Here is a 22,129-nt window from a genome sequence, read left to right as displayed (position 1 = left end):
GTCGAGAAATCGATCGATCAGGTGAAGGCGGAGGACTACGACGCCCTGCTCATCCCCGGCGGTCAGTCGCCGGATCACCTGCGCGCCGACCGGCGGATGGTCGAGTTCGTGAAGAAGTTCGATCAGGCGGGGAAGCCGATCGCGGCGGTCTGCCATGGCCCGCAACTCCTGATCGCGGCGCACCTGGTCAAGGGCCGGACCCTGACTGCCTGGCAGACGATCCAGGACGACCTGCGGCAGATCGGAGCCACGGTGAAGGACGAACCGGTGGTCAGGGATCGGAACTGGATCACCAGCCGCAAGCCGGATGACCTGCAGCAGTTCTCCGACGCCATCGTCGAAGAACTCGAGCGCTCGGAATCGGGAGTCGACGCGAACCGGCCTTCTCAGCCCGGCGCTCATCCCTGAAGAGGCGGGGTTGCCTCTGCGGCCGCGTTCCACGTGGAACGGTGTTACAGGTGCCGATAGATGGCGAGGCGACGTTGGGACTTCGAGAACGGCAGCGTGTATCCGAGCTGCTGCTTGAGAGCGAGATCTCCCACCCTCTCCGGTGCCTCCTCTGCCGGTCCGAGCATGCAGATGGCGACGCCGCCCGGGAGCACGTAGTGCTGCGCGAGCTGCAGCCACTCCTGCGGGGGCGCGTAGGCGCGCGCGACCGCCGCGTGCACCCGCGGTAGCTCTTCCTTCGAGGGGTTGCCCTCCAGCCGCACGGCATATGCCCTCACCCGGGGCAGCCGCAGCTCCGCGAGAGCGCTCTTGAGGAACGCGACCTTCTTCTGCACCGAGTCCACCAGCGCGACGTCGAGCTCCGGCTTCGCGATCGCGGCGGGGATGCCGGGGAACCCGGCCCCGCTGCCCGCGTCGAGCAGGCTTCCCGCAGGCAACACGGGCACCACTGCCAGTGAGTCGAGGACGTGCTTCTCTGCCACCTCCGCGGGATCGGTGATCGCGGTCAGGTTGATCGACTTGTTCCATTTCATCATCAGATCGACGTGTCGGCCGAGCTGCTTGAGCTGCTCCGGGCCGAGCCGCACGCCCATCTGCGCGGCTCCTTCCTCGATCCGCTTCAGCTGCGCAGCTTCCACGATCACTCCTCGTCGCGCCCGAAGTGACCGAAATCCAGGACCAGGCGACGGCGCTCGCCGGCGCTCGTCCCGACGATTTCTACCCGGACCAGGGCGGTGCCCTCCGACGAGGTACAGGCGTCGAGCAAGGACTGGAGGTCGCGGAACGACAACTGCTCCTCCCGGACGGCGCCCGGCCCCGTCGATCGAGCGACGAACAGCGTTCCCTCGACGTCGGCCACTCTCGCTCCTCCTCAGTCCCCCCTGCGCCCGTGGCTCCGGATCGCCAGCTCCACTTCCTCGGCATGCTCCGCCAGGTACTCCTCGACCTGGACGTCGGTGACCCCCAGGTCGCGGAGAATGCCTTCGTAAAGCTCGCTGCTGGCGGTCACGCCGTTGCGCTTTCGGAGCACGGCCTTGACGATGGCCGCTCCGAAGAGCCGATTCTTCCTGGGGGATTTCTTTGCCGTCTCGGCCATGGGTCAGGCGCGGAGCTTGGCACGGTCCGCGGCGCCGCCGCTACTGCCCGGGTGGTCGTCTTTCTTCTTGCCGACCTCCACCGTTTGCGCACTCGCCTTCGCCGGATGCAGCTTGCGGCGCAGGTACATCTGCTGTCCGATGGACAGGATGTTGTTGGTGAAGATGTAGAGGGTCAGGCCGGAGGGCAGGGTCAGCATCAGCAGGGAGAAGAAGCCGCTCATCACGTAGCCCATGGTCTTCTGGCTCGGATTCGACATGGGCGTCGGCGTCAGGATCTGGGTGAGGATCATCGTGATGCCCATGGCGACAGGCAGGACGTAGTACGGATCCTTGCTGGTCAAGTCGTCGATCCAGCCGTGGATGAACGGCGCGTTGTAGAGCTCCACCGAGACCTGCAGCGTGGTGTAGAGCGCGAACCAGATGGGCATCTGGATCAGCATCGGCAGGCAGGAGCCCATCGGGTTGACCCCGTGCTCCTTGAACAGCTTCATCTGCTCGAGGTTCTGACGCTGGGTGTCGCCGGCGTACTTCTTCTTCATCTCCTCCAGCTGCGGCTGGATCCGCTGCATCTCCTGCATCGACTTCATGCTCTTGTGCTGCAGCGGGAAGGTCAGGACCTTCATCGCCAGCGTGAGCAGGATGATGGCGATGCCCCAGTTGTGCGGTGGGACCACGCGGTAGAAGAACTTCATGATCCCGAGGAGAAGCTCCGCGATCACGGACCAGAACCCCAGGTCGATCGACGCCTTCAGGGGCTTGCCGACCTGGGTGAGCTCAGACTCGCCCTTGGGGCCTGCGTAGCCCTGGAACGCCAGTTGCGCGGGGGCGGCAGCCGCGACCTGCAGCGGTACGGTGAGCGAGGCGATCAGCGATCCCGCCTTTTCGCCCTGCGCCTCCAGGCGGCAGGTGGCGGGGACTCCCGCGGGAGGCATCATGGCGCTGAGGAAGTACTGCTCGTCGATGCCCGCGAATTGGGCTGCGGCCGCCTCGAAGACGGGATTCTTCGCGCCGATGGCCAGGCGCTCCACCTTGTTGTTCCCAGCGGAGCAGATGCTGCGCGCCGGCGTGTTGCTGTGGGGAGTGAAGAAGCCTCCCTGCGGCTCTTCTGCGTGCGTTCCCGAGAGGACCGTGAGCTGGCCGGAGACTCCCTGTGCGGCTCGCACTTCGACCGCGAGGGCAATGCCGTAGTTCTGCGGGTTGACGGAGAGGGTCTTGGTGATCGTCACCCCGCCCTGCTCCGCCCGGAACGTCGCGCCGGTGGCGTCTGACTTCAGGAGCTCGTACGGCGTCGCAGCCGGAACGATTGGCTTGCCATCGGCGCCGGAGACGACGGTGCTGAACGGGAGCGGCTCTCCGCCGTGGGAGAAGACGAGATCGACTTGGGACTCGTCTTTCAGGCCCTTGTGCCGCGTCCACTTCTCGCCGATCAGCTGGACGCTCTGAATCGCCGCCCCTTCGCTGGTGGCGACGACGCGCGTTCGCGCCGTCTCGAACGTCACCGTCCGCAGCGCAGGCCTCGCCGCCGGCGTTCCACGTGGAACATCGGCGGGTTTCTGGGCAGCCGCCGTTCCCGTGGCGGAAGGGGCCGCGGCGGGTGGCGCCGTCGGAGGCGGAGCCTGGACGGCCGGCTCCGGCTTGTGCTGCGCCGCGCGCTTGCCCCCCATCACGTTCGGGAAGAAGAGGTACAGCCCGAACATGCAGGCGAGCCAGATGGCGACGGCGACGAGCAGGTTCTGGTTCTGGTTCTTCATGCGAGTCTCTTTCGCGCGGGCGGCACGGGGTCAGGACCGCCGACGGCCCACGGATGGCAACGGAGCAGCCGCCGCAGTGCGAGCCAGGGCCCGATCAACGGCCCATGCGCGAGCACCGCTTCCTGCGCGTACTGGGAGCAGCTCGGGTAGTAGCGGCAAGCCGCTGGAATCATTGGGGAGATCAGCCGCCGATAGACCGCGATCAGGGCCAGGAGGGGCAGCGACAGCAGACGTACCGTCACGGCGTCACCGCCGCGATGCGGACCGCGGCCCGGCGCAGCCAGCGGCGGAAGTCCTCGACGGACGCATCCACTGCGCCCGCGCGCGCGACCAGCACCAGATCCACGGCGGGGAGCGCGGAAAGCTCGAGCCGGACCGCCTCTCGAAGGCGACGCTTGATCCGGTTTCGGGCCACGGCGCCTCCTACCTTGGACGACACAATGAGTCCAACGCGCGCCATGCCGCCTGCAATTCCCGGCCGCGTCGGCGCTGCTTCACGCGGGCGAAAACTTGCCGCCAAGGGCCCGTCCGCGAAACTGCTGCCCGTCTTCCGGGCCTCGAGAAAATCAGAACGCCGGAGCAGACGCGCGCTCTTTGGAAATGCGTAGGCCGCCACGGCCCCTCCCGTGCGGCTACTTTCTCGGCGCGCTCACCACGAGCCGCTTGCGGCCCTTCGCGCGGCGGCGCTTGAGGACTCTCCGCCCCGCTCGCGTCGCATTTCGCTTGCGAAACCCGTGCTCGCGGTTGCGGCGGACCTTGCTCGGCTGATACGTGCGCTTCACGACGGACTGCCTCCTGAGAGCGAAAAGCGCGGCAAGAAAGCATGCGCGACCGGGCAAGTCAAGAAACGTCCGCGGCGCACGACCGATCGTTCGCTGCGCAAACGATTCGGGCCCCGGCTGCCATTGATCTGGCGTCGATCCAGCCACTTTGGAGATCGCGCTTGATCCGCTTTCGCCCCGTTTGCTAGGGTCCGCGGCGCTGTTTCGTTTTTGTTGTCAGGCAGACATTCCGGAGAACCGACATCCACGGCCAGCGAGCCGCGCCGCGCGCTCGAGGGGCGTCCTATTCCTAAGACAAATCCCGGGGGACTTCCGATGCCTGGCTCCTTATCCACAGCTGTGAACAACACTGTGGACGGCTCTGCGGTGGCGAATTCTCTCGAGTCGGAACGTGCAGCGACGGATCTCTGGACGCGGGCGATCCACCGTCTGAAGGGTCGGCTTTCCCGGCACACGTTCCAGACCTACTTCGAGCCGATCAAGCCGGTCAGCCTGGAAGGCGACGAGCTGACGCTCGCCCACTCCAGCCGTTTCATGATCGACTGGGTCCGCGACAACCTGCTCGATGTCCTTTTGCAGGACCTCGAGGCGCAGCTCGGACGCCCGTGCGTCGTCAAGTTTGTCGTACGCGAGCGCGCACCGGGCGAGGATGTCGCCGAGGCCATCCCCGTTCCGGAGAGCCGTCCTCCGGTTACTACCCCTCCTCCCTCTGAACCGCCCCCCGGGGCCCGCCAGCTCCAGATCAGCGCGAAGTACTCCTTCGACTCGTTCGTCGTCGGCCCTTCGAACCAGTTCGCGGTGGCCGCCTGCACCGCGGTCGCCAACGCTCCGGGCAAGGCCTACAACCCACTGTTCCTCTACGGCGGCGTGGGACTGGGCAAGACGCACCTCGTGCACGCCGTCGGCAACCACGCGCTGCGGCAGAACCCCAACTGCCACGTCGTCTACCTGTCGTCGGAGTCGTTCACCAACGACCTGATCCATGCCCTCGAGCAGCACCGGATGCCCGAATTCCGCGCGCGCTACCGGGAGAAGTGCGACATCCTCCTGCTCGACGACATCCAGTTCCTCGGCAACAAGAAGCAGACGATGGAGGAATTCTTCCACACCTTCAACGCGCTTCACGAGGCCGGCAAGCAGATCTTCGTCACCTCCGACAAGCTCCCGACGGAGATCGAGGGCTTCGAGGAGCGGCTCCGCAGCCGGTTCCAGTGGGGACTGATCGCGGACATCCAGCCGCCAGAAACCGAGACGCGCGTCGCCATCCTCAAGAAGAAGGCGGCGACGGACCATATCGCCCTTCCCGACGACGTCGCCCTCTTCCTCGGGACGCACATCCGCAGCAACGTCCGGGAGCTGGAGGGATCGCTCATCCGCCTCGCGGCGTTCGCGAGCCTGACCGGGGCGGCGCTGACCGTCGAGCTGGCCCAGGACGTCCTCAAGAACATCCTGGTCGTGCGCGGCGACAAGCCGGACGTGGAGACCATCATCAAGATCGTCGCCGAAGCGATGCAGGTGAAGCCGCAGGACATCAAGGGCGACCGGCGGCAGCAGAACATCGCCCGCGCCCGCCAGGTGGCCATGTTCCTGACGCGGCGGATCACCGGCCTTTCGTATCCAGTCATCGGCGAGAAGTTCGGCGGCAAGGATCACTCCACGGTGATCAACGCCGAGCAGCGGATCGATCAGCTGATGAACGAGGAACCCGACCTTTCGAAGACCGTTCAGTCCCTCCTTCGCCGGCTGAACTCCTGAGTGTGCGAAAGGTTGCGCGACACATGTGGACGGTTTCGCCAGCGGCCGCCGCACAGCTCGCGCACAGCGATTCGAATCGGTTGTCCGCAACCCGAAGATCAACGATCCTGCGGATGAACGCTCACTCCCCACAGATCCACAGGCTCTAAGAGCACTACGAGATCCTCTTTTCCTGATCAGAAAGGTAAGCAGAGATGGAGCTCCAGATCGGGACCGACGAGTTCTCCCGGGCGCTGTACCGGGCGCAGGGCATCGTCGAGAAGAAGAGCACGATGCCGATCCTTGCCTCCGTGCTGCTCGAGGCGACCGAGGACGGGAGGATGCGCGTCTCGGCATTCGACCTGGAGATCGGCGTCACCGGGACGCACCCCTGCGAGGTGCGCAAGGGCGGCTCGGTGGCGTTGAAGCACAAGGAGCTCTACGACATCGTCCGCGCCTTGCCCGAGAAGTCGGCGGTGCTCCGGCGCGAGGCGAACAACCGGGTGAGGCTCACCTCGGGAGCGGCCGAGTTCAACATCGTCGGGCAGCCCGCCGAGGACTATCCGCCCTTCCCGCGCTCGGAGAAGGTCAACTTTGTCCCAGTCGATCCGACCGCGCTGCTGGAGATGATCGAGAAGACCCAATTCGCCATCTCGGCCGACGAGACCCGGCACAACCTGAACGGCGTCTTTTTCGAGAGCGGCGAAGGCGACGTGAGGATGGTGGCCACCGACGGGCACCGGCTCAGCCTGGTGCAGCGTCGGCTCGAGGGGCAGTTCAATCTCAAGCGGGGCGTGATCGTGCCTCGCAAGGGACTCTTCGAGCTGCGCCGGCTCTTGTCCGAGGACCAGACCGGAACCTGCGAGCTCGGCTTCACCGAGACTTCCGGCGTCTTCCGCCGCGGCGACGTCACCATGGTGATGCGCCTCATCGACGGCATCTTCCCCGATTACCAGCAGGTGATCCCCAAGGAGGCCGACCGGACGGTCACCGTCGACCGGCCGCGCCTGCTCGACACGCTCAAGCGCATGAGCCTGCTCTCGAGCGACCGCAGCACCAACGCCGTCCGCTTCGAGCTGCAGGAGGGATCGCTGAAGGTGACTTCGCAGAACCCCGACCTGGGAGACGCGAAGGAAGAGATCCCGGTTTCCTACAAAGGACTGCCGCTGCAGATCGGCTTCAACGCCCGATACCTGATGGATGTCCTCCAGGTGGTCGACGCCGAGCAGATGAAGGTCGAGCTCTGCGACGAGCTGTCGCCGGGTGTGCTCAAGCCCGCCGGGGAACCGGGAGCAGGCGCGAGATACACGGCGGTGATCATGCCGATGCGCATCTGAATGAGCGCTCTGCTCGCAGCCGTTCTCCTCGCTGCCGCATCCGACGCCCGCCCGTCGCAGAAGGTGTCCAGGGACCCGCGAACGATGGGACTGGGGAAGAGCTGTCGAAAGAACGCCGACTGCAAGCACCGGTCGCAGCGGTGCGTCCACCAGAGCGACATGAAGGGGAAGCCGCTGGACAAGGGATTCTGCGTGCTGCCCTGCGCCTCCTTCGAATCCGGCACACAGAAGCTCAGTCCCGGCGCTCCCGTCGACGTCGGCAGGAAGGCGAAGAAGCCGTCGCCGCGGTGCCCAGTGAAGTACGAGTGCCGCAGCGCCGGCGCCGGCGTGCCGTTCGACATGTGCGTAAAGCAGTAGGTGCTTCTCTTCGACGTCAGCACGCGCGCGTTTCGCAATCTCGCCGATGCTCGCGTCGAGCTCGGGCGGCACACGACCGTGCTGTTCGGCTCGAATGGCCAGGGAAAAACGAACTTCCTCGAAGCCTGCCATCTCCTCTGCACGCTGCGGCCACTGCGGGCGCAGAAGCTCGCCGAGCTGGTCCGGATCGGGAGCGACCAGCCGGCGCTGGTGCGAGGGCGCTTCGAGCTGCCAGGTGGCGTGCGCGAAGTCGAGGTCGAAGTCGGAAGGGAAGGGCGCAGCGCCCGCGTGGACGGCAAGACAGTTCGCGATCCTGACGAGCTGTTCGGCGGGCTCGCCACCGTCGCCTTCACGCCAGACGACGTCCTGGTCGTCAAGGGAGGACCCGAAGGGCGACGCAAGCTGCTCGACCGCGCGGCGCAAAATCGCCATCCGGCGCACCTCGCGGACGCGCGGGCGTATCTGCGAGCGCTGCGCTCGCGCAATGAGCTGCTGCGGCACCAGGCCGCGCCGGAGCTGATCGCGAGCTTCGATGAGCCCGTGGCGAAGCTCGGCGCCTCGGTGAGAAGACGGCGCGAGGGCGTACTGGCGGAGCTCCGGCCGCACGCGCAGCAAGCGTTCGCGGAGGTAGCGCGCGGAGAGGAACCGCTGACCCTCGCGTACCTCGCCGCGGGTCGGGAATCGGACGCGCTTGCCGAAGGGGGCGCTTCGCTCGAGGAACGGCTCCTCGAAGCGCTGCGCCGCCGCCTGCCGCGCGACCGCGAACGCGGCTACACCAGCGTCGGCCCCCACGCGGATGACCTCGGGCTGCTGCTGGGCGAGACGCAGGCGCGAACGTATGCGAGCCAGGGGCAGTCGCGCGCAATCGTGCTGGCATTCAAGATCGGCGAGATCGAGAATCTCCGCGCCGCGCAGGGGCGGGCGCCGCTCTTGCTGCTGGACGACGTCTCCAGCGAGCTCGACCCCTCGCGCAACGCGTTTCTCATGCGCTATCTGGGCGGTCTGGACGGGCAGGTGGTCCTCACGACCACCGACCCGAACCTGGTGGCGAAAAGCGCCGTGAAAGAGGCCGTTTTCCAGCGCGTGGAGAGCGGCCGGATCGCTCCAAAAAACACCCTGTTTTCAGAGTGATCTGAGCGCTTTTTCGCCTTGCTTCCGGCGCGTTTCGGGTGATAATTCCGGGCACTTCCCAGAGGTGAGATTTTGGAGACTGCGCACGAGAAGCGGGCACCCTCTTCGGTGCCCGCCGCAGGTGAATACTCGGCTGACAGCATCAAGGTCCTCGAGGGGCTCGAAGCCGTCCGCAAGCGCCCGCACATGTACATCCGTGGCGTCGGCGCGGAGGGCCTGCACCACCTCGTGTACGAGGTCGTGGACAACTCCGTCGACGAAGCGCTCGGCGGTCACGCGAAGACTGTCGAGCTGACCATCCACGCCAATGGCTCTCTCTCGGTCCAGGACGACGGCCGCGGAATTCCCGTGGGGCCGCACCCGACGGAGCCGATGGACGCGCTCGACGTCGTGATGACCAAGCTCCACTCCGGCGGCAAGTTCGACGGCAATTCGTACAAGGTCTCCGGTGGCCTCCACGGCGTCGGCGTCTCCTGCGTCAACGCGCTCAGCGAGTGGCTGGAGGTCGAAGTCTATCGGGAAGGCAAGATCTTCAAGCAGCGGTACCAGACGGGCATTCCTACCGGGCAGGTGAAGTCGATCGGCAGCACCTCCCTTCGCGGGACCAGGGTCACCTTCAAGCCCGACGCCTCCGTGCTCGAGGCCACCGACTTCAATTTCGACGTGCTCTCGAACCGGATGCGCGAGCTCGCGTTCCTCAACCCGGGCCTTCGCGTCCTGATGCGCGACGAGCGGTCGGACAAGAGCCACGACTTCAGGTACGACGGCGGAATCGTCGCCTACGTGGAGCTCTTGAACAAGAACAAGACGGTGCTGTTCGACCCGCCCATCGCGGTGCGCGGGGACGTCAACGGCGCCGAGGTGTACGTGGCGCTGCAGTGGAACGACGGCTTCGACGAGAAGGTGTTCTCGTTCGCCAACAACATCAACACCGTCGACGGCGGCCCGCACCTGATCGGATTCAAGAGCGCGCTCACGCGCACGGTGGTGAAGTACGGCGACGAGAACGGCTCCTGGAAGGAGATCAAGGAATCACCCTCGGGCGAGGACATCCGCGAAGGCCTCACCGCCGTCGTCTCGGTGAAGATCCCCGGCGCGCAGTTCGAAGGCAACCTCAAGGGCAAGCTCGTCAACACCGAGGCCAAGGGCGTCGTCGAGGATCTCGTCGGGCGCAAGCTGACGGAGTACTGGGAGCGCAATCCCGGGGTTGCGAAGCGAGTGATGGCGAAGGTGGCCGATGCGGCTCGCGCGCGCATTGCGGCGCGAAAGGCGCGCGAGACCGTCCGCCGGAAGGGCGCGCTCGACTCGGCGTCGCTGCCGGGCAAGCTGGCTGACTGCCAGGAGCGCGACCCCGAGAAGTGCGAGCTCTACATCGTCGAGGGAGACTCCGCAGGCGGGTCGGCGAAGCAGGGCCGCGATCGGCGCACGCAGGCGATCCTTCCCCTGCGCGGCAAGATCCTCAACGTCGAGAAGGCGCGCTTCGACAAGATGCTCTCGTCGCAGGAGATCGCCACCATGATCACGGCGATCGGCACCGGCATCCACGACGAGTTCGACATCAAGAAACTGCGCTACCACAAGATCATCCTGATGACGGATGCCGACGTGGACGGCAGCCACATCCGCACGCTGCTGCTCACGTTCTTCTACCGGCAGATGCACGACGTGGTGGCGCGGCAGACGGAGGAAGGCGCCCGCAAACACCATCTGTACATCGCGCAGCCGCCGCTCTACCGCGTCGCGAAGGGCAAGAAGGAGATCTACCTGAAGGACGACTCGTCGCTGGATGCGCACCTTCTCGATCTGGGAACCGAAGGCGCATCGGTGCGCGGGCAAGGCAGCAAGGAGATTTCGGGCACGCAGCTCAAGGCCCTGCTGGAGAAAGTGCTCCAATACCGGCGACTCTTGAGCAAGGTCGACAAGCGGCGCGATGGGCGGGTGGTCGACGCGGTGCTCGCGGCCACCGAGATCGATGCGCAGGCGCTCCGCGCTCCGGCGGTCCTTGCGAAGCAGGCCGACGCGTTGAAGAACGCACTGGCCAAGGCGGAGCCGGCGGAGACGCTGTCGCTGCAGGTCGCGGACGATCCCGAGCATGGCTGCCAGAAGATCGTGGTGCGGCTCGGCCACAACGGCTCGATGCGGGAGACGGCCGTGGACCACGTCTTCCTGAGCGGGCCGGATTTCGCCGAGCTGCAGCGGCTGCGACGGGAGTTCGCGCTGCTGGGGAAGGCGCCGTACGCGCTGACCACGAAGGACGGCGCGGCGGGGCAGACGGCGCAGAATCCCATCGAGCTGGTCGAGACGGTGAAGCGGGCGGCGTCGAAGGGACTCGAGATCCAGCGGTACAAGGGGCTGGGCGAGATGAACCCGGAGCAGCTCTGGAGTACGACCATGGACCCGGCGAAGCGGACGCTGCTGGAAGTGCACGCCGACGACATGGCGGAAGCGGAGCTCATGTTCACCACGCTCATGGGCGACGCGGTCGAGCCTCGGCGGGAGTTCATCGAGCGGCACGCGCTGGATGCGACGAATCTCGACATCTAGCGCTGCGGGTCAACCGCCATCATTTTCCTGAACGCACAGGCGTATAGGACGGGATCTTCGGATCGGCGCCAGGTGCGGAGTGGGTCCCTGCGTGCGCTTCGGCGATTGCCGGGCTCCCGGGAGGGAGCTCGAGGATCCCGTTCAGCGACAGTGCCGTGAGCCAGGCGGATTGGCGATCCCGGGAGATCGCGATGTACAGCGTTCCGGGCTGATCGTCTGGAAGCGGCTCCAATTGGGCGCCCTCTGCGGCGGAGAGGATTCTCGCGTGCAGTGGGATCCGCCGGCCAAGTCTGAGGAACGGGGGCGCAGCGATCTGGGCGAGCGAAGAGGCGAACTGCGCAGCGTCTGACGCGTAGAGGCTGGCATAACTGCGATCCAGCTCGGCCGCGGCGGCCGCGAGGGCGGAGACGAGAGCGGGAGCGGGATCCGGCGGCGGCCGCGGCTCGCCCGAGGCGGAGCGCAGGGCGAGGCAGATCCCGACGAGCAGCAGGAAGGCGACGTGGAGAGGCAGGACGGGCTTCCGGCCCATCGCGGTGTGCGAGCCGAGCCAGACTGTGAACAGAGCGAGGGCGGCAGCCGACGCGGCGAGCAGCGAACCGTAAGGAACCTCCCAGGCGAGCGCGGGGTGGAAGAGGCCCTGTGAGCGGAGCCAGAGAGACGCGGGGCGCGCGACCAGTGCCTCGCCCAGCGCCGCGACCAGGGCGTACGCGCACAAGTAGGCGAGGCGGATCACCGAGGCATCATAGTCGTCGGCCGACGGCGGTGGCTCCGCCAGAGATCGCATTGCAACGCCGGCCGGAGCGTTCCAGGCTTCTCGCCGTGGCTCTCGCGTTCCTGCTCGCCGCGGCGTCGTTGCCGTTCTTTGCCGATCCCGCGATCCCCGCCGCGTTGGGGCCCATCAATCCGCGACCGGGATCGTGGGCGGAGTATCTGGTGCGCACGCGGGGCCGCGAGGACGTCCGGGTTCGCGCGACGGTTTTGCCAGCCGAAGGCGAAGGACGATATTGGCTCGAGCTGACCGCAGCGGGGGAAAGCGGCATCGCTTCGGCGGCCAGAGTGCTCATCGAGGGCGACCGGCCCTGGCCCGCAAACGTCGGACGCATGTACGTGATGCTCGCCGCGCAGCAGCCCGTCGAAATCCCGCTCGATCGCATCCGCCTGGCTTTGCCACGCAGTACGGCGCGCGTGCCAGTGCGGGTCTGGCGGGCGAGGAGCGTACCGCTCTGGGGACTCGTGAAGGCGCGCTCTCCGCGGCAATCGGTGGAGTTGCTCACCTCCGGGACCACTGGCGGCCACTCCGTCTTTCCACCGGGGTGGGATCAGGGGAACGGAAGGGAAAGCGCGAAGAGATAGCCGCGGACGTGCGCGTCGATGGCGCGGAGCATCTGCGGATGCGTCTTCATCAGCCAGACGCCGCCCACTGCCAGCCCTCCGAGCAAGGTCGCGAGGAGGATGCTCGACTCGACCAGCGCCTGGCCTTGCTCACCGCGCCGTCTCATCGCACTTCGCCTTCGGACCGCATGATGAATACCGCGGCGCCCGACGTTTCGCCCAGATGTTGCATCGCGAGCGAGATCGCGGAATTGCGCTTCAGGAAGGTCAACAGGCCCTCGTTCCGAGGGTCCGGCGTCTCGCTGTATCCCTCGGCTGCGAGCGCCGATCGGTAGAAGCTCGCAACCTCGCCGGGAGGAAGGGAAGTCACGAAGTGCGCGCTCTCCGCGCTCGAACCCGCATCGGCGCTGCGAAACGCGAGAACGCCCCGATGTCCGGGAGGCAGTGGGAAGGAAGCTCGTTCCCCGCCCTCGAGGAACCGCGGCGGCATGCGCGGATTGGCCGAGCCCACCATGACCAGCGTGGCGCCATCGGGCCACCGGATGGCGGTGATGAACCGCTGGAGTCCGTCCCCGGGGTCGAACGCCGCGACATGCGCGAGGTTCGTCTCGCTCGACATGACCGGCGTCAGCCCGCGCGCGCGGAAGGCGTCGGCGTAGAACCGCGCGATGCGAGCTGGCGGGTCGCCGGTACGGAACAGCGAGAGTTGCATGGGTTGACCGGCGACCGCGAGGCCCTCGCCGATCCGAACGACGTCATGGCTGCCGGGACAGGTGACGGCGGCGGCACGCTCCGGTGCGCGCCGTTCAGCGAGCGCGCCTCCCGACCAGGCCCCACCGACGAGGACCGTGGCCGACGTCGCGATGGCGGCAAGGATTCGCACGACCTTCATTTGCAGCCTCCGAAAGCCTTTGCCGTTTGCGCCTTCTGCGAACCTCCGAAGAAATGCCCGCGGCACCGATAGGTCTTCACGTAGCCATTCTCTGCGGCAATGCGCGGGTCCACCGCGTCGAGCCGCGCATCATCGAGCTCGCGGTCCATGCCCCCATAGCGGCTCCAGTACGTCGTGCGGATCCGGTACGGGACCGTGTACCGGGTACGGTCCACGCGGTCCCCGATGCTGTGCTCGCCGTCCAGGTATCGCGCCGCGCCCGCGCTGGTCACATCGCCAGCCCGCTGCGTCGGGCACGGCACGTCGGCGCCTGCGATTTCGCACCAGTGCGGGACCCAGCTTTCCGCAGCGCGCTCCGGCGGAAGAATGGTGATGGGACCGCGAGTGCTCCCGCGGTCGTCCATCCGGTCCGTGGAGAAGATGTCCGGCAGCGTCCCGCCGGCGAGAGTCCGCGTGACGCCGGCGCGCAGGAGGCCGGAAGCGAAAGCGCGAAGATCGTCGGATCCGGGAATGCGGCGGGCGCCGAAGAATGCGATCTGCCTCACCTGCGCGCTGACCTGCTTCTCCACTTCCGGGTACGTGCGCGCGGGAGCAACGCGCACGTACGTACCCGCGTCGCTGGGGGTGTAAGCGGCGGGCTTGGGCCAGGCCTTCCAGGTGTCGAAGACGAGCTGCATCGGCCCTTGCGATTCGAGTGGCGCCTGCAGACGGAATCGACGCAGGCCGGACCGCGGCCACAACTCGCCGGCGATGACGCTGTGCCCGTCGGCGTGGGCCTCGAGGGCGACGCGCGCGACGGAAACGCCGTGGGTATTGAATCCCATCGCCCTGGTCGCCGGTCCGACCGCCTCGTCCAGCGCACCGCCAAGGGCGTCGACGAACCGATCCCAGGGCCCGCCGCGCTTCGGGAACTTCGCCGATCCGCCGAGAGCAACCTCGGCGGAGGTGGTGTCGACGGTTGCGCGGAACGAGAGGTTTCGCGCGTGCGGGTACAGGACGAGGCCTGTGGCCTGCGACCGAACCGCGGACGGCGAGCGGAGATCGGCGAACCTGGTTCGCACCTCCGCTTCGATCCTCGCTTCGGGCTTGAACACCGTACTTTCCCAGAGCGCGTAGCGCAGCGCCTCGGCGAGCTTCAGCTTCAGCGCCGCCGCATCCGTCAGCGCCACCGAACCACACACGAGAAGCAGCAGGACGGGAATGACGAGGGCCGCCTCGACCAGCGCGCTGCCCTGCTCGTCGGTGTGCGCCCGGTTCATCAGTGCAGGAGAAGCTGGCGGAGTGCGGGTACGGCGGTGAGCCCGAGCTTCGCCGCCACGTTCGTCTCGAGCACCGGCATCAGGCGCGCTCCCCAGAGCGGGTTGAAGAAGTTGGGCATCTCCTTCCAGTCGCCGGGGCGGTGGTAGTACGCCTGCGCGGCGGCGAAGACGTTGAGACCGCGATGGAGCGGCTGCAGCGCCGGCGGCAGCCCGGGAATCGCCGGCGAATCGCTCTCCTTCCAACGGAAGTCCACGGCCGCCGCGCCGGCCTTGCGGCCGTTCCAGGAGAAGCGGCGCCGGTAGACGGCCGAGGCCGAGGGCTCCGCATCGGTCTCGTCCAGAGCGAGGCCGACGACGACATCCGGCTGGCCGAAATTGCCCAGCGCGGCGCCAGGTCCCGGCGATGGCTTCGCCTTCGCCTCGGGTGCGAAGTAGACGTACGGCGACATCCAGAACAGGCGTTGCGCCGGCGAAGGCGCATACTGCTGGAGAGCGTCGCTCATGGCGTCGCGCACGCGTCCGACGCCGGGAAGGATCGTCTTGAGCCAGCCTGGCAGCGAGAACAGCAGGTAGTACTGGTGCTCCGGCCGCGGGAACGGCGCGTAGAGCTGATCCATCTCCACCAGCGACAGGACGTTCAGCCTTTTCGTGAACCCGAACGCTTCGGCGACGAGTTGCAGCCGCTGTGCGCTCCAGATCTGGGGCGGTGCCGTCTGTCCGCGCTGCAGACCGGAGCGGGGTGCGTACGCGCCCATCTCCGTCCGCCCGACGCTGCCCAACTGCAGCGACACCACCCCGATGGAGAATCCCCAGCGGAAGTGACGCGCCATCGGCGACAGCGCCGGGTTCCCGTAGCGGTCTCCGTACGCAACCCACGGCTGTCGCGCGGAGTTCGCGATCTCCAGCATGTGCAGTCGCGCCTGCTGTACTTGCTTGTCCTTTGCATTGGCCAGGATCTGGAGCGTCTCAGCCGCGTCCTGAGGCATGGTCAGGTGACCGCGCGTCTGCGCGAAGACCGCCTGGTTCGCGAGCGAAAGCGCCGCAGGCCAGATCGGCTGGTACGGGCGCGCCGCCGAGTCGCCGGAATGCGCTTCCGGTGGAAGCGACCTTCCCAGCCGCGCCCACACGGCTTGCCAGGCTCCCTCCTGCAGGCCGTAGAGGAGCATGTTTGCGGCCGAGAGAAGAGGGCTCAGCGCCGCGACGCCGGCGTCGATGACGCGGATCAGCGCCGAGAGGCCGTTCTCGATCGCGGCGGCGATCGGACCGATGAAAGGAACTTCGCCGAGGATCTCGAGCAGCGGCTTTAGGCCGGCCCAGATGAAATGCAGCCAGGTCAGGTAGCTCGTAGCCGCCATCACCGAGGCGTAGTGCGCGACCATGGCGCGGTTGGTGTACGCGGTGAAGTTCATCACCCGCGCTTCCATCGCCGCCTGCGAATAGGCCGCCGAATCTGCGGCAGCCTGGAGCTGGATCCTGTCGTATACGGTGCGGCCGAGATTGACGGTGCCGAGCACGCACAGCATCAGCACGAGCCCGAAGATGGCCGCGAGCACCAGCGCTTGCCCTTCCTCCGTGCGCCGGAGCTGATTCATGGTGCCGATCACCGGTGCGCCCACTTCCGGTAGGGGTTGGACTGCATCCTCATCGTGTAGAAGGCCTGGACGGGCAGGTAGTACCGACCGGCGCTGGCGGCGGCGACGAGCGCCCCGAGCCGGAGACCCTGCGGCATGCCGTCTTCGACGGCGTTGCCGGCCGCGCCGGCCCGCGACGCCCGGACCGCGTCGGGTCCGGATTGCGACCCGAGACGCGGGCTGGACAGATCCCAGCCCTGCCAGCCGCCGAGAAGTCCGCCTTTTGCCGCCATCCAGATGGTCTGGAGCAGCTTGTTGGCGAACGGCACCTTCAGCTCGTACAGCCACCTGATTTGCAGCGAGAGCAGGGTCGCATCCGTCACGCCGGGGCGGACATCATCGAAGTCGATCTCCTCGCCATGCAGGTGCTGGCCCCAGACCGGAAAGTCCTGTGCGACCGGGTTGTGCACGTGCACGCGCATCTGCTCGAGCCCGAAGGCGCCGAGCGCAGCCTCTTCCGCCTTGAAACGGATGAGCGTCCTGGCCAGCGCCACCGCGCCGTCGGTCGGACCCACTCCGGACAGCACCGCGAGGACGGCTGCGTCCCTCATCTTCGCCGGATCGCCGTTCATCACGATGCCGGCGCGCGCGGCGGCGAACGCCGCGTGGTCCGCGAGGATCCGTGCTTGCTGGAGCTGCGTCAGCTGCAGCGCAACCAGCAACAGGAAGACGAAGGCAGGCAAGACGAACGCCGCTTCGACCAGCGCCTGCCCGTCGTCGCTCCTGCGCATGCGCGACATCGTCTGTCGCGTACGCGGCGAATCCTATCGGTCAGCTGGCGGCCGCCGCACGAAGATTCGGGAGCAGGGACTCGAACCCCGATTCACGGCTTCAAAGGCCGCTGTCCTACCGTTAGACGACTCCCGATCGCTCCATAGGTTCGCTCACGATGGCAGTTTGCGCAAACGACCGACACAGCGCTTCCCTGCCTGCACGTCCGTCCAGTACGCAAGGCCGCTGGCTCTCGCAAGAGCGATGACGATCCGCACCGCAGCATTGTAAAAGCGCCATACCCTGTGGGCGGTATTGACTTGCATCTCCGGACGGCGCTGTCGTCCAACGCCGATTCCGGACGTAGCCACGCGGTGCGGCTACATATCGGTATTCGCAGAGGGCGTCGTGCGCCCGCATGTGTTCGTACAGAAGCCGAAATACTGCCTCGCATTCAAGCCGGCAGTCATCTGGGTCCGGTGCGCCAACTGCGGCACACCACACCAGGACTACCTGGGGCCGCTCGACGCGGACCCGAGCGCAGTGGAGATCTCGTTTCTTCGTCAGGAGTACCTGCGGACCGTGCGGTTCCTCTCGAGCAAACTGCCGGCGAAGCCCCGTCGCGTTGGCCACCGCTGACGGGTCGGTGAATCGGGCGGTTCGTCAGCGGGTCAGCGCGGTTCCTTGCTCGCGCGCGTCCAGCATCTGCACCGCGAACGTGCCGAGCCAATGCTCGCCCTCGTAACTGCCGCTCGCGATGAACGGCAGCGAGGCCTGCGCGTGCGTGTCGCCCAGCTGCGCGAGCGCCGGGCGTCGGAGCGCCGTCGAGAGCGCGTACAGGCAGCGGGCGCGCGAGAGGTTGAGCCCGTCGAGGTGGACGATCTTCGGGTCGGTACGATCGGAGACGATCGCTGGCGTCAGCTTCACCGCCGGAAGGAAGGCCTTCATCCAGGAGCGGAAAGCGGACGGCGAAAGGATGCGCGCCATCAGCGTCGCTTCCTCGAGCGCGGGAGAGAGGAAGTCTTCGCCGCCCGGCTCCCACTTGAGCGGCGCTTCGGTGTCCTTCGCGAAGTAGGTCCGCGCCCGCTCGGCGATCAGCGCCCCGAGCTTCTCGTCGTGCACGGCCTGCGCGTAGTCGAGCGCGAGCGTCAGGCCGAACGCCGTGTTGGGGTGGACACCGGTGCGGATCGGATACGTCTGCCTCGGCAGGAAATCGGAGAGAGCGCGCGTCACGGTATCGGCCAGCGGCTGGAGAGCCTGGGCCCAGCGGCGCGCCTCCGGTGAATCCCAGCTGCGCAGCTCCGCCTGCAGCTTGAGCAGCCATGCCCAACCGTACGTCCGCTCGAAGCTCTTGCGATTCGGCTGTCCGAAGTAAGCGACCTCCACCGCGACGGGCTGCTCGGAGAGATGCTCGTCCAGCTGGCGGCGGATCTCGGCTGCCTCGGGAAGCTGGGGAAATTGCCGCAGCAGGCGCACCAGCATCCAGTGCCCATGCACCGTCGAGTGCCAGTCGTAGCAGCCGTAGAATGCGGGGTGGAGGGCACGGGGCGACTGCACTTCGTGGGGCCCGTTCATCACGTGGTCGAGCTTGTTCGGGTACTCCTTCTCCGCGCACTGCAGCGCGAGCTGCGCAAAGTGCGAGGCCGCGCCTGCATCCAGCGAGAGGGCTACCGCGAGGATGTGGACCATCCGCGCAGTCTACTCTGCGCGCAGGGACTGGGACGGGCCATTGCAATTCTACGCTGCGACCCCGAGCAGCCGACGGACATGGCGGGCGATGACGCGCTCCTCGTCCGCTGCGATGACGTGGACGACGAAGCTGCCCAGGTGCGCGAGACCGCCACGGATGCGGTCCCGGATCTCCGCGGCGTGCTCTCCGATGCCGCCGGTGAACACGAGCGCGTCGAGACCGCCAAGCGCCGCGGTCAGGGCGCCCACCGACTTGCGCGCCTGGTAGCAGAACATCTCCACGGCCAGCCGGGCCCAGGGATCTTCCGAGGCGAGCAGCGTCTTCATGTCCGCCGTCGTGCCCGAGACGCCCAACAGGCCGGACTCGTGGTCGACGAGGCGGCCGATCTTCTCGCGGGACATCGTTTCGAGCAGGAAGACGATGACTCCCGGATCCAGGTCGCCGGAGCGCGTCCCCATCATGAATCCTCCGGCCGGGGTCAGGCCCATCGTCGTGTCGATGGAGACGCCGTCCTTGACCGCGCACATCGAAGCCCCGTTCCCCAGATGCGCGACGACCACTCGACCCGGCAGGCGCAGCTCGGACGTCGCCCATTCGTACGAGAGGCCGTGGAAGCCGTAGCGCCGCACCCCGAGCGCGTCCACGGTGGCCGGCAGGGGAAAGCGCCGCGCCACTTCGGGCAGCGAGCGATGGAACGAGGTGTCGAAGCAGGCGACCTGCACGACATGTGGGTAGCGGCGGGCGACCGCTTCGACCGCAGACAGCGCGGGCGGGAGATGCAGCGGCGCGAAAGGCACGGCCTCGCGCAGCACCTTCAGGACGACGTCATCGATGCGCACCGGCTCCAGCAGCTTCGGACCGCCGTGCACGAACCGGTGGCCGACGGCATCCGGTGGCCGCAAGCCATCGAGGGCGGCGTGCACCGCCTCCGCGTGCGTGGCGTGGCCCCCTTCGACGCCGATGCCGGTGACGGCCCCGCCCGCGGTGCGCCGCTCCCCTTCGAACGCCGCGTACTTCAGCGAGGACGATCCGCAATTGAGCGCGAGGATCACGGCGTCCAGGTCCAGTCGCGGACCTCCGGCATGTCCTCGAGGTGCTCCTTCACGTACGCGGTGTGGCTCCGGAGCGAGCCCTCGCAATCGTCGATCAGCTGGTCCGCGTTCTCCGGCGGCCGCCGCGCCCGGCGCAGCGCCTCGATGACCAGATGGAAGCGGGACATCCGGTTCAGCACCACCATGTCGAACGGGGTGGTGGTGGTCCCTTCCTCGTTGTAGCCGCGGACGTGGAACCGCCGCGCGTTCTGGCGGCCGTGCAACAGCGCGTGCAGCACGTTCGGGTAGCCGTGGAAGGCGAAGACGACGTCCGTGTCGCGCGTGAACAGGTCAACGAACTGATCCCCCGGCATCCCGTGCGGGTGTTCCTGCGGATCCGCGATGGCGAAGAGATCGACGACGTTGACCACGCGCACGCGCAGCTCCTTCGCGCGCTGCCGCAGCCAATGCGCTGCCGCGACGGTTTCGAGCGTCGGGATGTCGCCGGCGCAGCCGAGCACCACGTCGGGTTCGTCGCCACCGTTCGACGCCCAGTCCCAGATGCCGGCGCCGCGGGCGCAGTGCGCGCGCGCCTGGTCCATCGAGAGCCACTGCAGCTGCGGCTGCTTGTCGATGACGATCAGGTTCACGTAGTTGCGGCTGCGCAGGCAGTGATCGGCGACGGAGAGCAGGCAGTTCGCGTCCGCGGGCAAGTACACGCGCGCCACCTCTCCCTGTTTCGAGATCAGCGTGTCGATGAACCCCGGCCCTTGGTGGGAGAAGCCGTTGTGGTCGTTGCGCCAGCACGTCGAGGTGAGCAGCACGTTCAGGGAAGCGACGGGAGCGCGCCAGAGAAGGTCCCGGCACATCTCCAGCCACTTCGCATGCTGCGTGGTCATCGAAGCGACCACCATGGCGAAGGCCTCGTACGTGCAGAAGAGCCCGTGTCGGCCCGTCAATAGATAACCTTCCAGCCAACCCTCGCAGTTGTGCTCCGAGAGCACCTCCAGCACGCGGCCATCGGGCGCCAGATGGTCATCGCCATCCAGGCGCTTCTCTACCCAGCAGCGGTCCGTAGCCTCCAGGACTGCTCCCAGCCGGTTGGAGTTGAGCTCGTCGGGGCAGAAGAGGCGGAAGTTCTGCTGCCGTTGGTTCCGGACGAAGACGTCGCGCAGCATCACGCCGAGCTGGCGGACGGACTCGTGGAGCTGCGTCGCCGGTGCCTTCACCTCGACGGCGTAACCGGTGTAGTCCGGCAGGTCGAGGGGCACCAGGACGCGGCCTCCGTTCGCGTGCGGGCTGGCGCTCATCCGCTTCTGCCCGCGGGGCGCCAGCGCCGCGAGGAAATCCCTGGGAGCGCCCGCATCGTCGAACAGCTCCCCAGGCTTGTAGGACTTCATCCAGGCCTCGAGGCGGCGCAAGTGATCGGGATTCTCCCGCACCTGCGCGATCGGGACCTGGTGCGCGCGGAACGTGCCCTCGACCTGGACGCCGTCGACGGTCTGCGGTCCGGTCCACCCCTTGGGCGTGCGGAGCACGATCATCGGCCAACGCGGACGCCCGGAGGAGCCGCCGCGGGCGCGCTGCTGAATCTCGCGGATTCGGTCGTGGCAGGCATCCAGCGTCTCCGCCAACGCGGCATGGACGCGGGGTGGATCGTTCCCGGCGACGACGAACGGCTCGTAGCCATGGCCGCGCAACAGCGAGGCGACCTCCTCGTCGTCTTTGCGCGCGAGCACCGTCGGGTTCGCGATCTTGTAGCCGTTGAGGTGCAGCACCGGAAGAACGGCTCCGTCTCGCGCCGGCTGCAGGAAGCTGACCCCCTTCCAGGATCCCTCCAGCGGCGCCGTTTCCGCCTCGCCGTCACCGACGACGGCGACGACCAGCAGGTCCGGGTTGTCGAACGCAGCTCCGAAGGCGTGGGTGAGCACGTAACCGAGCTCGCCGCCTTCGTGGATGGATCCGGGAACCGGCGGGCTCACGTGGCTGGGGACGCCGTAGGGCGTGGAGAACTGGCGAAAGAGCCGCCGCATGCCCTCGCCGTCGCGCGGGACCTCGGGATAGATCTCGCTCCAGGTCCCCTCGAGCCAGACGTTGGCGATCAGCGACGGCCCGCCGTGTCCCGGTCCGGCGAGGAAGATCGCGTCGATGTTCCGCTTGCGGATCAACCGGTTCAGGTGCGCGTACAGGAGCGACAGGCCTGGCGACGTGCCCCAATGCCCGAGCAGCCGCGGCTTGATGTGTTCCGGCCGCAGAGGCTCGCGCAGGAGCGGATTCGCCTGCAGATAGATCTGCCCCACGGTGAGGTAGTTCGCCGCGCGCCACCAGGCGTCGAGAAGGCTGAGCTCGTCCGCGGTCAGGGTATGAGGCATCGTTCCTCCATATGGTCGGGCGATCCTGTAC

23 protein-coding genes, 1 tRNA gene and 1 pseudogene are annotated in these 22,129 nt (G+C 67.3%); 8 read left to right on the top strand and 17 right to left on the bottom strand.

Annotated elements, in window-relative coordinates; all coding sequences use genetic code 11:
* On the top strand, positions 1 to 408 hold a 408-nt coding region (locus tag E6J58_09975; protein TMB38163.1), incomplete at its 5' end, for a protease.
* A gap of 44 nt (positions 409 to 452) precedes the next feature.
* On the opposite strand, the gene rsmG is transcribed toward E6J58_09975, so the two are convergent.
* The 7 genes from rsmG to E6J58_09940 are packed head-to-tail and all read right to left on the bottom strand — an operon-like array spanning position 453 to position 4,077.
* Positions 453 to 1,040 carry a 16S rRNA (guanine(527)-N(7))-methyltransferase RsmG gene (gene rsmG / locus E6J58_09970; protein TMB38162.1) on the bottom strand — a complete coding sequence of 196 codons (588 nt, stop codon included), beginning with the start codon at positions 1,038 to 1,040 and terminating at the stop codon, positions 453 to 455.
* Positions 1,041 to 1,087: 47 nt separating this feature from the next.
* Entirely contained in the window at positions 1,088 to 1,306 is a 219-nt protein-coding gene (locus E6J58_09965) for a hypothetical protein (GenBank protein ID TMB38146.1), read from the bottom strand.
* 12 nt (positions 1,307 to 1,318) lie between these two features.
* A complete protein-coding gene (locus E6J58_09960) occupies positions 1,319 to 1,543 on the bottom strand; it encodes a hypothetical protein (GenBank protein TMB38145.1) in 225 nt (74 codons plus the stop codon).
* Between the two features lie 3 nt (positions 1,544 to 1,546).
* Positions 1,547 to 3,295 carry a membrane protein insertase YidC gene (gene yidC, locus E6J58_09955; protein TMB38144.1) on the bottom strand — a complete coding sequence of 583 codons (1,749 nt, stop codon included), beginning with the start codon at positions 3,293 to 3,295 and terminating at the stop codon, positions 1,547 to 1,549.
* The gene (yidD, locus tag E6J58_09950) at positions 3,292 to 3,537 is read right to left on the bottom strand and encodes a membrane protein insertion efficiency factor YidD (GenBank protein TMB38143.1); all 246 of its coding nucleotides are present in this window, start codon (positions 3,535 to 3,537) and stop codon (positions 3,292 to 3,294) included. The genes yidC and yidD overlap by 4 nt, the downstream gene beginning before the upstream one ends.
* Positions 3,534 to 3,911, bottom strand: coding sequence for a ribonuclease P protein component (rnpA, locus tag E6J58_09945; GenBank protein ID TMB38142.1), 378 nt, complete (start codon positions 3,909 to 3,911; stop codon positions 3,534 to 3,536). The genes yidD and rnpA overlap by 4 nt, the downstream gene beginning before the upstream one ends.
* Before the next feature lie 16 nt (positions 3,912 to 3,927).
* Positions 3,928 to 4,077 carry a 50S ribosomal protein L34 gene (locus E6J58_09940; GenBank protein TMB38141.1) on the bottom strand — a complete coding sequence of 50 codons (150 nt, stop codon included), beginning with the start codon at positions 4,075 to 4,077 and terminating at the stop codon, positions 3,928 to 3,930.
* 315 nt (positions 4,078 to 4,392) lie between these two features.
* Between E6J58_09940 and dnaA the strand changes: the two genes are divergently transcribed.
* The 5 genes from dnaA to gyrB all read left to right on the top strand — a co-directional run bounded on the left by dnaA (position 4,393) and on the right by gyrB (position 11,180).
* A complete protein-coding gene (gene dnaA, locus E6J58_09935; protein TMB38140.1) occupies positions 4,393 to 5,832 on the top strand; it encodes a chromosomal replication initiator protein DnaA in 1,440 nt (479 codons plus the stop codon).
* A gap of 194 nt (positions 5,833 to 6,026) precedes the next feature.
* A complete protein-coding gene (locus E6J58_09930) occupies positions 6,027 to 7,148 on the top strand; it encodes a DNA polymerase III subunit beta (protein TMB38139.1) in 1,122 nt (373 codons plus the stop codon).
* Positions 7,149 to 7,505, top strand: coding sequence for a hypothetical protein (locus E6J58_09925; GenBank protein ID TMB38138.1), 357 nt, complete (start codon positions 7,149 to 7,151; stop codon positions 7,503 to 7,505).
* Positions 7,506 to 8,636 carry a DNA replication and repair protein RecF gene (gene recF / locus E6J58_09920; GenBank protein ID TMB38137.1) on the top strand — a complete coding sequence of 377 codons (1,131 nt, stop codon included), beginning with the start codon at positions 7,506 to 7,508 and terminating at the stop codon, positions 8,634 to 8,636.
* A 108-nt stretch (positions 8,637 to 8,744) separates the two neighbouring features.
* The gene (gene gyrB / locus E6J58_09915; protein TMB38161.1) at positions 8,745 to 11,180 is read left to right on the top strand and encodes a DNA topoisomerase (ATP-hydrolyzing) subunit B; all 2,436 of its coding nucleotides are present in this window, start codon (positions 8,745 to 8,747) and stop codon (positions 11,178 to 11,180) included.
* Positions 11,181 to 11,199: 19 nt separating this feature from the next.
* Here the strand turns inward: gyrB and E6J58_09910 are convergent, their stop codons facing one another.
* Entirely contained in the window at positions 11,200 to 11,913 is a 714-nt protein-coding gene (locus E6J58_09910; GenBank protein ID TMB38136.1) for a hypothetical protein, read from the bottom strand.
* Between the two features lie 86 nt (positions 11,914 to 11,999).
* Here E6J58_09910 and E6J58_09905 point away from each other — a divergent pair, with 86 nt between their 5' ends.
* Positions 12,000 to 12,533: a hypothetical protein gene (locus E6J58_09905; protein TMB38135.1), complete on the top strand. Its 534-nt coding sequence runs from the start codon at positions 12,000 to 12,002 to the stop codon at positions 12,531 to 12,533.
* Here the strand turns inward: E6J58_09905 and E6J58_09900 are convergent.
* The 6 genes and pseudogenes from E6J58_09900 to E6J58_09875 all read right to left on the bottom strand — a co-directional run bounded on the left by E6J58_09900 (position 12,500) and on the right by E6J58_09875 (position 17,161).
* Positions 12,500 to 12,679 carry a hypothetical protein gene (locus E6J58_09900; GenBank protein TMB38134.1) on the bottom strand — a complete coding sequence of 60 codons (180 nt, stop codon included), beginning with the start codon at positions 12,677 to 12,679 and terminating at the stop codon, positions 12,500 to 12,502. The genes E6J58_09905 and E6J58_09900 overlap by 34 nt on opposite strands.
* Complete coding sequence (locus E6J58_09895; GenBank protein ID TMB38133.1) at positions 12,676 to 13,404, bottom strand: hypothetical protein; 729 nt, start codon at positions 13,402 to 13,404, stop codon at positions 12,676 to 12,678. Before E6J58_09895 ends, E6J58_09900 begins: the two co-directional genes overlap by 4 nt.
* Positions 13,401 to 14,663 (bottom strand): hypothetical protein, encoded by a 1,263-nt coding sequence (locus E6J58_09890; protein TMB38132.1) that lies wholly within the window; start codon positions 14,661 to 14,663, stop codon positions 13,401 to 13,403. Before E6J58_09890 ends, E6J58_09895 begins: the two co-directional genes overlap by 4 nt.
* Before the next feature lie 1,352 nt (positions 14,664 to 16,015).
* A pseudogene (locus E6J58_09885) lies at positions 16,016 to 16,255 on the bottom strand (hypothetical protein).
* An 8-nt stretch (positions 16,256 to 16,263) separates the two neighbouring features.
* Positions 16,264 to 17,034 (bottom strand): hypothetical protein, encoded by a 771-nt coding sequence (locus E6J58_09880; GenBank protein ID TMB38131.1) that lies wholly within the window; start codon positions 17,032 to 17,034, stop codon positions 16,264 to 16,266.
* 56 nt (positions 17,035 to 17,090) lie between these two features.
* A tRNA-Gln gene (locus E6J58_09875) sits at positions 17,091 to 17,161 on the bottom strand.
* A gap of 252 nt (positions 17,162 to 17,413) precedes the next feature.
* Here E6J58_09875 and E6J58_09870 point away from each other — a divergent pair.
* The gene (locus E6J58_09870) at positions 17,414 to 17,644 is read left to right on the top strand and encodes a hypothetical protein (GenBank protein ID TMB38130.1); all 231 of its coding nucleotides are present in this window, start codon (positions 17,414 to 17,416) and stop codon (positions 17,642 to 17,644) included.
* A gap of 24 nt (positions 17,645 to 17,668) precedes the next feature.
* On the opposite strand, the gene E6J58_09865 is transcribed toward E6J58_09870, so the two are convergent.
* The 3 genes from E6J58_09865 to E6J58_09855 are packed head-to-tail and all read right to left on the bottom strand — an operon-like array spanning position 17,669 to position 22,098.
* Complete coding sequence (locus tag E6J58_09865) at positions 17,669 to 18,694, bottom strand: DUF2891 domain-containing protein (GenBank protein TMB38129.1); 1,026 nt, start codon at positions 18,692 to 18,694, stop codon at positions 17,669 to 17,671.
* Between the two features lie 48 nt (positions 18,695 to 18,742).
* Complete coding sequence (locus E6J58_09860; GenBank protein ID TMB38160.1) at positions 18,743 to 19,756, bottom strand: acetate kinase; 1,014 nt, start codon at positions 19,754 to 19,756, stop codon at positions 18,743 to 18,745.
* Entirely contained in the window at positions 19,744 to 22,098 is a 2,355-nt protein-coding gene (locus tag E6J58_09855; GenBank protein ID TMB38128.1) for a phosphoketolase family protein, read from the bottom strand. The genes E6J58_09860 and E6J58_09855 overlap by 13 nt, the downstream gene beginning before the upstream one ends.
* Positions 22,099 to 22,129 lie beyond the last annotated feature (31 nt).

Source organism: Deltaproteobacteria bacterium, from assembly GCA_005879535.1.
Classification (GTDB): Bacteria; Myxococcota; Myxococcia; order Myxococcales; family 40CM-4-68-19; genus 40CM-4-68-19.
Note: the sequence above shows the minus strand (reverse complement) of the source record. Positions and strands in the feature narration are given on the sequence as shown.